This is a genomic window from Nonomuraea sp. NPDC049624, from assembly GCF_040675255.1.
Classification (GTDB): Bacteria; Actinomycetota; Actinomycetes; order Streptosporangiales; family Streptosporangiaceae; genus Nonomuraea.
Map to the genome: position 1 here is coordinate 196,080 of NZ_JBFAOR010000008.1, position 12,879 is coordinate 208,958.

Sequence of the window (12,879 nt, forward strand, 5' to 3'; positions counted from 1 at the left end):
AAGGTTCTCGGCATGATGATCTGGGTTCCGTCCGAAGCGGCGGCGGATGTCCTGTCTGACATTCCGGGCGTCGAATGCGCTGTTTACGATGGTTCGGCCATGCCGGACGGCATCGAGGACGTCGAGGTCTGGATCCCGCCGCTGGTCGTGGTGCCCGACGTGCCGGGGACGCTGGCGCGGATGCGCTCGCTGCGGCTGGTGCAGACCGTCACCGCGGGGGTGGAACCGTACCGGCCGCACCTGCCCGAGGGGGTGGTGCTGTGCAACGCCCGCGGCGTGCACGACGCCGGCACCGCCGAGTGGGCGGTCGGCGCGATGATCGCGGTGCTCAGGGAGTTCCCCGGGTTCGCCGACGCCCAGCGCCGCGGCGAGTGGACCTACCACCACACCGGCGTGCTGGCCGACTCCACCGTGCTCATCGTCGGCCACGGGTCCATCGGCGCGGCGGTCGAGCGGCGGCTGAGCGGCTTCGAGGTCGAGGTCGTCCGGGTGGCCAGGAGCGCGCGCGAGGGCGTGCACGCCATGGAGGAGCTGCCCGCGCTGCTGCCGTCGGCCGACGTCGTGGTCCTGCTCGTGCCCGCCACGCCCGACACCGCGGGCATGGTCGACGCCGCCTTCCTGGCCCGGATGAAGGACGGCGCCGTCCTGGTCAACGCGGCCAGGGGCGGCGTGGTCGACACCGAAGCCCTGATCGCCGAGCTCAAAACCGGTAGGCTACGCGCCGCGCTCGACGTCACCGCGCCCGAGCCGCTGCCGCAGGGCCACCCCCTTTGGAGCGCTCCGGGCGTGCTGATCACGCCGCACATCGCGGGCAGCACCCCCGCCTCCGTACGGCGCACGCTCCGGCTGATCCGCGAGCAGCTCGGGCGCTACCTCGCAGGTGAAGAGTTGATCAACGTCATTACCGACTCGTATTGAGAGGATCCCGGAACGTGGCTGGTCCGTGACCTTTCGTGCGTACGGTGGCGTCTGCAGGGAGTTCCTGACTCGCTGTCAAGGAACTCTTGGCGGAAATTGGTCTGTGTGGTTATCAGATCGGTGACGACATCGGCGTTGTCACCACCCGCGCATCCGCGACCGCACACACTGGCGATGTGAGCGCCGGGCTTCGGCGGTCACTGGTGCAGGGTTCAAGACAGGATGGGCAACGACTGTGATCCGCTGGCGTGATCCACGGGCGCCGCTGACCGCCGCAGGGGCGGCCGGAGTGGTGGCGTTCGCCGCCGCGCTCCTCGCGGGCGGGCCGGCCGTGCTGACCGGTGCCGTGGCCGGCGGCGTGGCGGCCCTGGCCGCCGCCGCCTCGCTGCTGGTGGCCTCGGTCAGGTCGGCCGAACACCGCTCGATGGCGATGGCCGCGCGCTGGATGGGCGGCGGCGCCGTCGTGTGGCTCGCCGGCGTGGCGCTCCGCGCGGTCGCCACCAGCTTCGTCGTCAGCTTCGCCGACCTGTTCGTCCTGCTCGGCACCGTGATCATCGCGGGCGGCGCGCTGATCGCCGCCGACCGCAGGTTCCCGGCCAAGGTCGTGTTGAGGCATCTCACGGACGCGTACCTGTGCGCGGCCTCGCTCTTCCTCATCGGCTGGGTGGTGGCGCTGCGCCACTATTACGAGGACGCGGGCGACGCGCCCACGTTCACCTTCGCCATGGTGCCGCCGATGATCGCGTTGCTCGTCACCTGCGGGGTGATCCCCTCGGTGCTCACCAGCCGGGCCGGCTCCTGGCTGCTCGGCCTGGCCGGGGTGGGCGTGCTGGCCACCATGACCGTGGGCGGGCTGTCGGCCGCCATGGCCCGCCTGGCCGGCGACCCGCCGCCCATGTGGACCGTCATGCTCGTGCCCGTCGCGCTGCTGCTGCTGGCCGCCGTGCCCTGGGGGCCGCGGGCGCGGCCGGTCGCCGGTCCCGTCGTGCGCAACGTGGTCGCGATGATGCCGCTGGCGCTCGTCGCCGTGGCCGCCTGCACGCTGCTCGCCCACCTGGCCGGCTCCCGGGCCGCGCAGCCGGTGACCGGCGTCGTGGTGGTCGCGGTCTCCGTGGTGCTGCTCCTGCTCGTCCGCCTGTTCGTGCTCTCGGCGGCGTCCATCCGGCTGCGCGGCCTGGTCTCGCTGGGCGAGCGGCAGCTCAGGGAGCTGGCCGAGAGCACCGGCGACGTGGTGCTGCTGTGCGACTACGAGGGCGTCGTCCACGAGATCGGCGCCGGCGTCGAGGTCACGTACGGCTACCCGCCCGACGACCTGGTCGGCGGCTCGATCTTCGACTACATCCACCCCGAGGACGTCCCGGGCATCCAGGCCGCGATGCGCGCCATGACCACCGACGAGGAGGGCGCCGCGCCGGGCGCCTGCATGATCGCCTGCCGGGTGCGCGCCGCCGACGGCACCTGGCGGCCCACCGAGTCCGTCGCCACCCGCCACATCGGCGGCGACGACCTCATGCTCGTCACCACCCGCGACGTCAGCGACGAGGAGGCCCTGCGCAACCAGGTCGCCCACCTGACCTTCCACGACGGCGTCACCGGGCTGCCCAACCGCGCCTACTTCGAGGAGCGCACCCGCGAGGTGCTGTCCGGCCGCACGTCCGGCAACGTCGCGGTGATCTTCCTCGACCTCGACGGGTTCACCTCGGTCAACGACTCGGTGGGGCACGCCAGCGGCGACTACCTGCTCGGCCAGGCCGCCCGCCGGCTGCGCGGGGCCGTACGCGCCGACGACACGCTGGCCCGGTGGGGCGGCGACGAGTTCGCCGTGCTCGTGGAGACCGGCGGCGACGCCCAGATGGCCGTGGACATGGCCGAGCGCCTGGTACGCGCGGTCTCCCAGGAGCCGTTCCGGGTCGCCGACCGCGACGTGGCGCTGACCGCGAGCGTCGGCGTCGCCTTCACCGAGGACGGCCTGCCCGCCGGCGACCTGATGCGCAACGCCGATGTGGCCATGGCGCGTTCCAAGGAGCTGGGCGGGCGGCGGGTCGAGGTGTTCGCCGCGCAGATGCACGCCGACGTGGTGCGCCGCCTGGAGCTGGCCGCCGACCTGCAGCGGGCGCTCATCGAGCAGCAGTTCGCCATCGAGTACCAGCCCGTGGTCGACCTGGCCACGTCCCGGGTGACCGCGGTCGAGGCGCTGGTGCGGTGGTGGCGCGGCTCGGTGTTCGTGCCGCCCGAGCAGTTCCTCGGCCCGGCCGAGGACACCGGGCTGATCGTGCCGCTGAGCGAGTGGATCCTGCGCGAGGCGTGCCGCGAGGTGGCGTCCTGGCGGGCCTCGTCCTGGGACATCGGGCTGTCGCTCAACCTGTCGGCCCGGCAGATCACCGCGCCCCGCTTCGTCGAGACCGTCGAGCAGGCGCTGGCCGAGAGCGGCCTGCCCGCCTCCGCGCTCACCCTTGAGGTGATCGAGGAGATGCTCGTCGAGGACGCCGAGGAGACCATCAGGCGGCTGTCGGAGCTGCGCGCGCTGGGCGTGCGGCTGGCGATCGACGACTTCGGCACCGGCTACGCCTCGCTGGCCTTCCTCAGGCAGCTCCCGGTCGACATGATCAAGATCGACCCGTCGTTCGTGTCGGGCCTGGGCCGGGACGACACGCTGACCCTGCTCACCCGGACGATCGTGCGGCTCGGCCACGACCTCGGGCTCACCGTGGTGGCCGAGGGCATCGAACGGCCCGAGCAGCTGGAGCTGCTGCGCGAGATGGGCTGCACCAGGGGGCAGGGTTTCCTGGTGGCACGTCCCATGGCGGCCCGCGGCGTGGACAGCCTCATGCGGACGAGTCTCACCGTTTGAGACTCGCGTCCCGCCAAGTTGACATCGGGGCGTTCTGAGCGGCTATGGTGTAAGCCATGCTTCGCAGTGAGATTCTCGTAGTACTTCGCCGGCGCGCAGGCCGATAGCGAAGCACTCCGACCTGCGCGCCGCCCCAGACCCACCCCCGCCGGTGGGAAGGGGCATTTTTTATGTCCTTAAGTGAGTAGCCACGCAAGGAACGAGCCGATGACCGAACGGATGACAGGTGCACAGGCCCTGGTGAGGGCGCTGGAGCACGTGGGAGTCGACACCGTGTTCGGGATCCCGGGCGGCGCGATTCTGCCCGCCTACGATCCCCTTTACGACTCGACCAAGGTCCGGCACGTGCTTGTACGGCACGAGCAGGGCGCCGGCCACGCGGCCGAGGGTTACGCGCAGGCCACCGGCAAGGTCGGGGTCTGCATGGCGACCAGCGGTCCCGGGGCCACCAACCTGGTGACGCCGATCGCCGACGCCTTCATGGACTCGGTGCCGATCGTGGCGATCACCGGCCAGGTCGCCGCGCCGATGATCGGCACGGACGCGTTCCAGGAAGCCGACATCTCCGGCATCACCATGCCGATCACGAAGCACAACTTCCTGATCACCGATCCCGCGGACATCCCGCGCACGATCATGGAGGCGTTCCACATCGCCTCGACCGGCCGTCCCGGGCCGGTGCTGGTGGACATCTCCAAGGACGCGTTGCAGGCCCAGACCACCTTCAGCTGGCCGCCTGTCATGCAGCTGCCGGGCTACCGCCCGGTCACCAGGCCGCACTCCAAGCAGATCCGCGAGGCCGCCAAGCTGATCGCCGAGTCCCAGCGGCCCGTCCTGTACGTCGGCGGCGGCGTGCACAAGGCCGGCGCGTCGGCCGAGCTGCTGCAGCTCGCCGAGCTGACCGGCATCCCGGTCGTCACCACCCTGATGGCCCGTGGCACGTTCCCGGACAGCCACCCCCAGCACATGGGCATGCCGGGCATGCACGGTAGCGTCTCGGCCGTGGGCGCGCTGCAGAGATCCGATCTGATCATCGGGCTGGGCGTGCGCTTCGACGACCGGGTGACCGGCAACCTGGCCTCGTTCGCGCCGCACGCCAAGGTCGTGCACGCCGACATCGACCCGGCCGAGATCTCCAAGAACCGGCACGCCGACGTGCCCATCGTGGGCGACTGCAAGGAGGTCATCAGCGACCTGGTCGGCGCGATCCAGGCCTCCGGCCAGAAGGGCGACTACACCGACTGGTGGACCGTCCTGAACGGCTACAAGGAAACCTACCCGCTGGGCTACGAGACCTTCGAGGACGGCACGCTGGCCCCCCAGTACGTGATGGAGCGGCTGAGCGCCATCGCCGGGCCCGACGCCTACTACGTGTCCGGGGTCGGCCAGCACCAGATGTGGGCCGCGCAGTTCATCGACTACGAGAACCCCGGGACGTTCATCAACTCCGGCGGCCTCGGCACGATGGGCTTCGCCGTCCCGGCCGCCATGGGCGCGAAGATGGGCCGGCCGGAGGCCACGGTGTGGGCCATCGACGGCGACGGCTGCTTCCAGATGACCAACCAGGAGCTGGCCACCTGCGCCCTGGAGGGCGTGCCGGTCAAGATCGCCGTCATCAACAACGGCAACCTCGGCATGGTCCGCCAGTGGCAGACGCTCTTCTACGAGGAGCGGTACTCCAACACCGACCTGCAGACCGCGCGTCGCATCCCCGACTTCGTCAAGCTGGCGGAGGCCTATGGTTGTGTGGGCCTGAGGTGCGAGCGCGCCGAGGACGTCGACGCGACCATCAGGAAGGCCATGGAGATCAACGACGTGCCGGTCGTGATCGACTTCGTCGTCCACCAGGACGCCATGGTCTGGCCCATGGTCGCGGCCGGCACCAGCAACGACGACATCAAGATCGCCCGTGACATGGCGCCGAAGTGGGAGAACGAGGATGAGTAGACACACTCTGTCTGTGCTCGTCGAGAACAAGCCAGGTGTTCTCGCTCGGGTTTCGGCGCTGTTCAGCAGGCGGGGGTTCAACATCGACTCGCTCGCCGTCGGGCCCACCGAGCACGACGACATCTCGCGCATCACGATCGTGGTGAGCGTGGAGGAGCTGCCCCTTGAGCAGGTCACCAAGCAGCTCAACAAGCTGGTCAACGTCCTGAAGATCGTCGAACTGGATCCGTCACAGTCGGTCCAGCGCGAACTCATGCTGATCAAGGTCAAGGCGGACGCCGAGAACCGGTCGCACGTCCTCGAACTCGTCAACCTCTTCCGTGCCCGCTGCGTGGACGTCGCGGCCGACGCGGTGACCATAGAGGTCACCGGCACTCCCGACAAGCTCGAGGCCTTCGTCAAGGTCCTCGAGCCGTTCGGGATCAAAGAACTCGTCCAGTCGGGCATGGTGGCCATCGGCCGCGGCGCCCGTTCCATCACAGACCGGTCCCTCAGGGCACTGGACCGTACCGCCTGAAAGGTTTTATTCAAGTGACCGAGATCTACTACGACGACCAGGCCGACCTGTCGATCATCCAGGGGCGTCACGTGGCCGTGCTGGGGTACGGCAGCCAGGGCCACGCCCACGCGCTCTCCCTGCGTGACTCCGGCGTCGACGTGCGCGTCGGCCTTCCCGAGGGCTCCAAGAGCCGCGAGAAGGCGGAGAACGACGGGCTGCGGGTCGTCACCCCGGCCGAGGCGGTGGAGGAGGCCAACCTCACCATGATCCTCGCGCCGGACCACATCCAGCGCCACCTGTACGCCGAGCACGTCGCCCCCAACCTCGTCGAGGGCGACGCGCTGTTCTTCGGCCACGGCCTCAACATCCGCTACGGCCTCATCGAGGCGCCCGAGGGCGTCGACGTCTGCATGGTCGCCCCGAAGGGCCCGGGCCACCTGGTCCGCCGCCAGTTCGAGGCCGGCCGCGGCGTCCCGTGTCTGGTCGCGGTCGAGAAGGACGCCTCCGGCAAGGCCCTCGACCTGGCGCTGTCGTACGCCAAGGGCATCGGCGGCACCCGCGCCGGCGCGCTGCGCACCACCTTCACCGAGGAGACCGAGACCGACCTGTTCGGCGAGCAGGCCGTGCTGTGCGGCGGCGTCTCCGAGCTGATCAAGGCGGGCTTCGAGACCCTCATCGAGGCCGGCTACCAGCCCGAGGTCGCCTACTTCGAGTGCCTCCACGAGATGAAGCTCATCGTCGACCTCATGTACGAGGGCGGCATCTCCAAGATGTACTGGTCGGTCTCCGACACCGCCGAGTACGGCGGCTACACCCGCGGCCCGCGCGTCATCACCGACGAGACCCGTCAGGAGATGCGCCGCATCCTCGGCGAGATCCAGGACGGCACCTTCGCCCGGCAGCTCGTCGAGGAGTTCGACGGCGGCCAGAAGGAGTTCACGCGTCACCGCGAGGAGCTGGCCGAGAACCCGATCGAGAAGACGGGCGCGAAGCTGCGCCCGATGATGAGCTGGCTGAAGGGCTGACCCTTCGCCGTACGTCGCCCGCCCGCTGCACGCTCAGCGGGCGGGCGACGCTTTTCGCCCGTTTTTCTAGGGTTCGCCGGCGAGCCGATGGCATGATGCCGGGATGCCTTTCGATCACAACGACCACTACCACCCGGCGATGGCGCGGCTCGTGCCCAAGGGGGCCCGGACGGCGCTCGACGTCGGCTGCGGCACCGGGCGGTTCGCGCGGCGGCTGGCGGGCCTCGGGATCGAGGTCGACGCGGTCGACCCGGCGCCCGAGGTGATCGAGGCCGCCTCGTCGGCGCCGGTGAGCGGGGTGCGGTTCCTGTGCGCCGACGTCACGCGCATGGAGCTGCCCGCGGGGCGCTACGACTACATCTCCTGCCTGGCGAGCCTGCACCACATGCCGTTCGGGACCGTGGCCGCCTTCCGGGACGCGCTGGCGCCCGGCGGGGTGCTGGCCGTCCTCGGGTGCTACGCGGAGCGCACGGCCGTCGACTTCGCGTGGAGCCTGGCCGCCGTACCGGTGAACGCGGCGGCCCGGGTGGTGGTGGCGGCGGGGGAGCGCGTCGGCGGGCCGCGGGCCGGGTCCGTGCGCGCGCCGGTGCGGCCGCCGGACATGTCCTTCGCGGAGGTACGGCGGGAAGCGGCGTCCCTGCTGCCCGGCTTCTCCCTGCGCAGGCTGCTCTTCTGGCGCTACCTCCTGACCTACCGCAAACCCACCACCCCGGGGCTTCCCGGCTGACCTGTCGCAGGGCGCGCTGCCTCGCGGCTTCCGAGGTCTGTCGCAGGGCGGGCCGGCTGCGGGTTGCGGCGCTTGGCTGCCGTACGGCGCCTGCCTCTCCGTCACGGGGCCGACCGGCCGCGCGGGCGCGGTGCTGCGCGGTGGGTCGCGGTGAGGGCCCAGGCGGCGGTGGCCGCCGCGACCGTTGCCGGGGCGATGAACGGGGTGACGGCGGCGTGCACGCGCAGCGCCGAGGCAGCGACGACGGCGCCCGAGACCACGCACAGCACCACGGCCAGCGGGCGCAGCACCCCCGAGCGCGGGCCGACCGCCCGGCCCGCCAGGCTGGTCAGCGTGCCCGTGACGTACGTCGTGGACAGGCCGGGACCGCCCGCCCAGCGCGTGACGGCGCTCTGCAGGCCCATCGCCGTTCCCGAGGCGGCGATCAGCGCCGCATGCGGCAGTGCGCGGGCCGTCCATCCGGCCGCCACCACCACCAGCAGCGCCAGCTCCGCGAGCAACACCGCCAGCGGACGCACGGGCACCCGGTCCGGCGCCCCCGTCGGCGGGGGAGCGCGGCCGGCTGGGTCGTTCAGCAGGGCGAAGCCGATCGTCAGGCCCAGGCAGAACGTGGTCAGGGCGATTCCCGAGCGGATGACGTGCGAGGTGTCGCCGGTGCCGAGCGCCAGGCCGAGCAGGACGATGTTGCCGGTCATGTTCGCGGTGAACACCTGTCCGAGCGCGAGGAAGCTCAGCGCGTCGACGGCCCCTGCCGCAAGCGCCAGAGCGAGCATGGAGAACCGTCCGAAACGCATACTCTGAGCACTATAACGATTACTCTGGGTGATTAGTCAACCGGGCGGCCGGGCGGCTGCGAGCTCACGGTGAAGCGTGATAATAATACCGGTATAGTTATCGCGCCGAGGGCTGGGAGGCCACTGTGATCACGCTCAAGACCGCCGGGGAGATCGACGCCATGCGGGAGGCGGGCCGCGTCGTGGCCGCCGTGCACGCCGCCGTCAAGGAGCGGGCCGCCGCCGGGGTGTCGCTGCTGCAGCTCGACGAGGTGGCCCGCGAGGTCATGCACGAGGCGGGGGCGCGGTCGTCGTTCCTCGGCTACCACCCGTCGTTCGGGGCCATGCCGTACCCGGGGGTGGTGTGCACGTCCGTGAACGGGGTCATGCTGCACGGGTTGCCCACGCCGTACCGGCTGCGCGAGGGCGACGTGCTGAGCGTGGACTTCGGCGCGCACGTCGACGGCTGGCACGCCGACGGCGCGGTCACCTTCACCGTCGGGCCCGGCCGGGCCGAGGACCTCAAGCTCATCCGGGTGGCCGAGGAGACGCTGGCGGCGGGCATCGCGGCCGCCGTGCCGGGCGGCCGGATGGGCGACATCGGGCACGCGATGTCGCTGGTCGGCCGCGGCGCCGGCTACGGCATGCAGAACGACTTCGGCGGCCACGGCATCGGCCGGGCCATGCACGAGTCGCCGTTCGTGCCCAACGAGGCCCGTCCCGGGCGCGGCCTGCGACTTCGCCCCGGACTGGTGATCGCCATCGAGCCGAGCCTGATGGCGGGCGGCGGCGACGAGTACGTCATGGCCGAGGACGGCTGGTCGGTGTGCTCGTCCGACGGCAGCAGGAGTGCGCACGTCGAGCACACGGTCGCCATCACCGCTGACGGCCCGGTGGTTCTCACCCTCCCCTGACGCCCGCCGTCAGCGCGGGGTCATGGCGGGCCCGGATATTCCTCTGCCGCGTACACCGATCGGTCAAGAAGGACCGGCTGCGTCCCCCTTCGCTCAAGCGGCGTATTTTCGCTGGTAAAGACAGAAATGCAGGCGTTTGTTGAAAGAGGGCCTAGGGCAAATCTCCTCCCGATAGCTACGGAGAGTAGTCGATAGGTATCAAGGAGAATCGATATGTTCAGACAAGGGCTCATCCTGGCCGGGCTCGTCGGCGGGATGGTCATGGTCGGCGGCTCCGCTCTAGCGGCGACCCCTCACATGGCCTTCGTCCCTCACTCCGACGAGGACCCGGGCCGGGTTCTCTTCGTCTGCGGTGACGAGAACATCTTCGCCCGTGGCGAGGTCGACAACAGCACCAGCGGCGTGCTCGTCCTCGAGACCGGCGACATCCTGAGCCAGATCCTCGGCATCAAGAGCAAAGACACGAAGTGCGCCGTCAGCTGAAGTCATTCCTCAGCGGCTGAACTGCACGACTAAGGGGCCTGTCCGCAAGGACAGGCCCCTTTAGTCATGCCCTTTCTCGGGTCCCGGTGCGAAAAGCCGAAGGTGCGGGTCGTCCGCTGCCGAAGGGGGGCGGGCCCGGCCGCGGTCCGGTGTGCGGGGGGACGTGCGGCGCGGGCCCGCCGGGAGGGGAGCGTGCCGGGCATGTGGTGGGACGACCGGCTTGGGGGTGGGGCCGGCGACGGCCCGGCGCTCCCGGGATCAGGGGTCCGCCACGGCGTTGAACCGAAGTCTGGCGCGCCCATGTCGGCTATGTAGTGAAAATGCGAACCATATCTGGAGCTCCAGGTGATCAGATCGTGATGACCATCCTGTCGAGCCGGGTCGACCGCGGCGGCCCGCCGGACGCCCGGAGGCCGCCGCCCGTCGAAGGGTCAGTCCGTCCCGTGTCCGGAGGCCGCCGGGGTGGTCCACCGGTTCGTCAGCACCGGTTCGTCAGCACTGGGCCGGCTTCAGCCACGAGCACTCCAGGTCGCCCGCCGTGCCCTGGTCGGCGGCCTTGAGCTGGGCGGTGACGTCGGTCGCCGTCGCCCGCGAGAACTGGGCGAGCCGTACGGCGATCTTGTCCTCGATGTCCTTCGGCGAGCCGGACAGGTACTGGTTCAGCATGATCGAGAAGACCAGCGGCTCGCCCTCGGCGCTGGTCACGTAGCCGGACAACGAGGTCACGCCGGTCAGCGAGCCCGTCTTGGCGTGCACGTTGCCGGCCGCCGGGGTGTTCCGCATCCGGCTGCGCAGCGTGCCGCCGGTGAGACGGTCGGCGTTGCCGGCGATGGGCAGGGCCTCGTACCAGGTACTGAACCACGGCTTGGCCCGTACGGCGGTCAGGAGCTGGACGATCGAGTCCGGCGAGAAGCCGTCGCGGCGCGACAGGCCCGAGCCGTCCCGCATGTTGATCACCTTGGCGCCGTTGGCCTTGGCGAAGTCCGTGGCGACCTTCAGCCCGGCCGACCAGGTGCCCTGGTTCGCGGCCTTGCGGCCCATGGCCTTGGTGAGGATCTCGGCGTGCATGTTGTTGCTCAGCTTCAGGAACGGCACCAGCAGCTCGCTCAGCGGCATCGAGTCGTGCCTGGCCAGCTCGGCCGCCCCGGCGGGGGCCGCGCCCGCCGCCGTCGGGCCGAGCACCCGTACGCCGTGCGCGGCCAGCGCCTTGCGGAACAGCGCGGACACGTAGGCCGTGGGGTCGTCCACCGCGACCCACTCCTGGTACGGGTCGGCGACCGTGCCGGTGATCACGACCGTCCGCGTGCCGTGCTGCCGCTCGATGAGGACGTCGGTCTCGGCGCCCACGGTGGCCTTGTTGACGATCTTCAGGTAGTCGGTTTCCGGGGTCGTCGAGACCTTGACCTGGCCGCCGTCGGCCGCGACCGAGACGATCACCGAGCCGGCGTCGTAGTCGCGGTCGGGGGAGGCGGTCAGTGCGGAGATCGGCGCCGCGTAGTAGGCGGTCTCGTCGTCCCAGGCCCAGTCGGTGCCGAGCCGCTGGCCGTCGAACCACGTGTCGTCGGCGATCAGCTTGCCGGTGACGACCTTGACGCCGGCCGCCGCGACCTTGGCCGCCAGCGCGTCGTAGTCCTCGGCGAGCATGGTCGGGTCGCCGGTGCCGCGCAGCACGAGGTCGCCGGAGAGCACCGAGCCGACCTTGCGGCCGGCGTTCAGCACGGTGGTCGGGAAGCGGTAGTCCAGGCCGAGCGTCTCCACCGCCGCGGCCGAGGTGAACAGCTTGGTGTTGGACGCCGGGGTCAGCAGCTTGCCGGCGTCGGTGGCGTAGAGCTGCTCGCCGTTCGCGGCGCTCTTCACGACGACGCCCGCCCTGGCGATCGTGAGCCGGGAGTCGCCGAGGATCTGGTTGATGTCCTGGGTCAGGTCGGCCACGCCGGGTGAGGGGTCGAGGGCGACCGCCGGTGTGGAGGGGCCGGACGCCCACGCGAGTGCCGCGACGAGCGTGCCCGCGAGGAGGGAGGCTGAGGTGCGCCGCATGTGGTCTCCAAGGGACTGGGGGATCGCATGTGAGCATGAATCAGCGCAGTCGCCGTGTAATCCGCAAATATCCGTATTTCTGGAGCCGGCTCGGCGCGGGACGCGGGGGAGCAGGGTCAGGAGGAGGGGTGGCCCGAGGCGAGGAGGAAGCCGCAGTCGCCGAAGGAGATCTCGTCGCCCGACTTGACCCGGACGGGCCCCACCAGCCGCCACCCGTTGAGCCGGGTGCCGTTGAGCGAGCCGAGATCGACCAGCATCCAGCCGCCGTCGCCCTCCCGCCGCAGCTCGGCGTGCACGCGCGACACCGTCAGGTCCGACAGGACGAGGTCGCAGGCCGACCCCCGGCCCACGACGTAACGCAGCCGGTCGTCGTCCGGGAGCGCCAGTCGGGGCAGCCGCGGCCGCCGCCAGGCCGCCTGCAGCCGGGTGGTGAGCTCCGACACCGACGAGACCGCGTCCGTCAGGCGCTGCCTGATCGTGGGCCGGCGCGGCAGGTCGGCGACCAGCTCGTCGAGCTCGTGCTGGTTGCGCGCCCGCAGCGCCTGGTCGACCCGGCCGACGAAGGTGTCGTGGGAGATCCGGCCCTCCACGGCCCGGTGCTTGAGCTCGTCGATCGCGCGGTCGCGTTCCCCGTCGGAGGCGCGGAACGGCGGTTGGGTGGAGCTCATGTCCCGAGTATCGGCCTGAACGGCGTTCCATGTCCAG

The 12,879-nt window shown here is 70.8% G+C and carries 11 protein-coding genes; 8 read left to right on the plus strand and 3 right to left on the minus strand.

Annotated elements, in window-relative coordinates; translation table 11 throughout:
- The first annotated feature begins 99 nt into the window (after positions 1 to 99).
- The 6 genes from AB0J76_RS31920 (at position 100) to AB0J76_RS31945 (ending at position 7,967) form a co-directional block, all read left to right on the plus strand.
- Positions 100 to 918 (plus strand): 2-hydroxyacid dehydrogenase, encoded by an 819-nt coding sequence (locus AB0J76_RS31920; protein WP_352318966.1) that lies wholly within the window; start codon positions 100 to 102, stop codon positions 916 to 918.
- 235 nt (positions 919 to 1,153) lie between these two features.
- Positions 1,154 to 3,769, plus strand: coding sequence for a sensor domain-containing phosphodiesterase (locus AB0J76_RS31925; RefSeq protein ID WP_352318968.1), 2,616 nt, complete (start codon positions 1,154 to 1,156; stop codon positions 3,767 to 3,769).
- Positions 3,770 to 3,976: 207 nt separating this feature from the next.
- Positions 3,977 to 5,716, plus strand: coding sequence for an acetolactate synthase large subunit (locus AB0J76_RS31930; protein ID WP_352318970.1), 1,740 nt, complete (start codon positions 3,977 to 3,979; stop codon positions 5,714 to 5,716).
- Positions 5,709 to 6,233 carry an acetolactate synthase small subunit gene (gene ilvN / locus AB0J76_RS31935; protein WP_352318972.1) on the plus strand — a complete coding sequence of 175 codons (525 nt, stop codon included), beginning with the start codon at positions 5,709 to 5,711 and terminating at the stop codon, positions 6,231 to 6,233. The genes AB0J76_RS31930 and ilvN overlap by 8 nt, the downstream gene beginning before the upstream one ends.
- A 23-nt stretch (positions 6,234 to 6,256) precedes the next feature.
- Complete coding sequence (gene ilvC, locus AB0J76_RS31940) at positions 6,257 to 7,240, plus strand: ketol-acid reductoisomerase (RefSeq protein ID WP_352319077.1); 984 nt, start codon at positions 6,257 to 6,259, stop codon at positions 7,238 to 7,240.
- Between the two features lie 103 nt (positions 7,241 to 7,343).
- Positions 7,344 to 7,967 carry a class I SAM-dependent methyltransferase gene (locus AB0J76_RS31945; RefSeq protein WP_352318974.1) on the plus strand — a complete coding sequence of 208 codons (624 nt, stop codon included), beginning with the start codon at positions 7,344 to 7,346 and terminating at the stop codon, positions 7,965 to 7,967.
- 101 nt (positions 7,968 to 8,068) lie between these two features.
- Here the strand turns inward: AB0J76_RS31945 and AB0J76_RS31950 are convergent, their stop codons facing one another.
- Positions 8,069 to 8,761 (minus strand): YoaK family protein, encoded by a 693-nt coding sequence (locus AB0J76_RS31950; protein ID WP_352318976.1) that lies wholly within the window; start codon positions 8,759 to 8,761, stop codon positions 8,069 to 8,071.
- A gap of 125 nt (positions 8,762 to 8,886) precedes the next feature.
- On the opposite strand from AB0J76_RS31950, the gene map reads away from it, so the two are divergent.
- Both map and AB0J76_RS31960 read left to right on the plus strand, forming a co-directional pair.
- Complete coding sequence (map, locus tag AB0J76_RS31955) at positions 8,887 to 9,654, plus strand: type I methionyl aminopeptidase (RefSeq protein ID WP_352318978.1); 768 nt, start codon at positions 8,887 to 8,889, stop codon at positions 9,652 to 9,654.
- A gap of 213 nt (positions 9,655 to 9,867) precedes the next feature.
- Positions 9,868 to 10,137, plus strand: a complete 270-nt coding sequence (locus AB0J76_RS31960) for a hypothetical protein (RefSeq protein ID WP_352318980.1) — start codon at positions 9,868 to 9,870, stop codon at positions 10,135 to 10,137.
- Between the two features lie 492 nt (positions 10,138 to 10,629).
- Here AB0J76_RS31960 and dacB read toward each other — a convergent pair whose 3' ends face one another.
- Entirely contained in the window at positions 10,630 to 12,174 is a 1,545-nt protein-coding gene (dacB, locus tag AB0J76_RS31965) for a D-alanyl-D-alanine carboxypeptidase/D-alanyl-D-alanine-endopeptidase (RefSeq protein WP_352318982.1), read from the minus strand.
- Between the two features lie 116 nt (positions 12,175 to 12,290).
- Entirely contained in the window at positions 12,291 to 12,842 is a 552-nt protein-coding gene (locus tag AB0J76_RS31970; protein ID WP_352318983.1) for a DUF1707 and FHA domain-containing protein, read from the minus strand.
- Between the last annotated feature and the right edge of the window lie 37 nt (positions 12,843 to 12,879).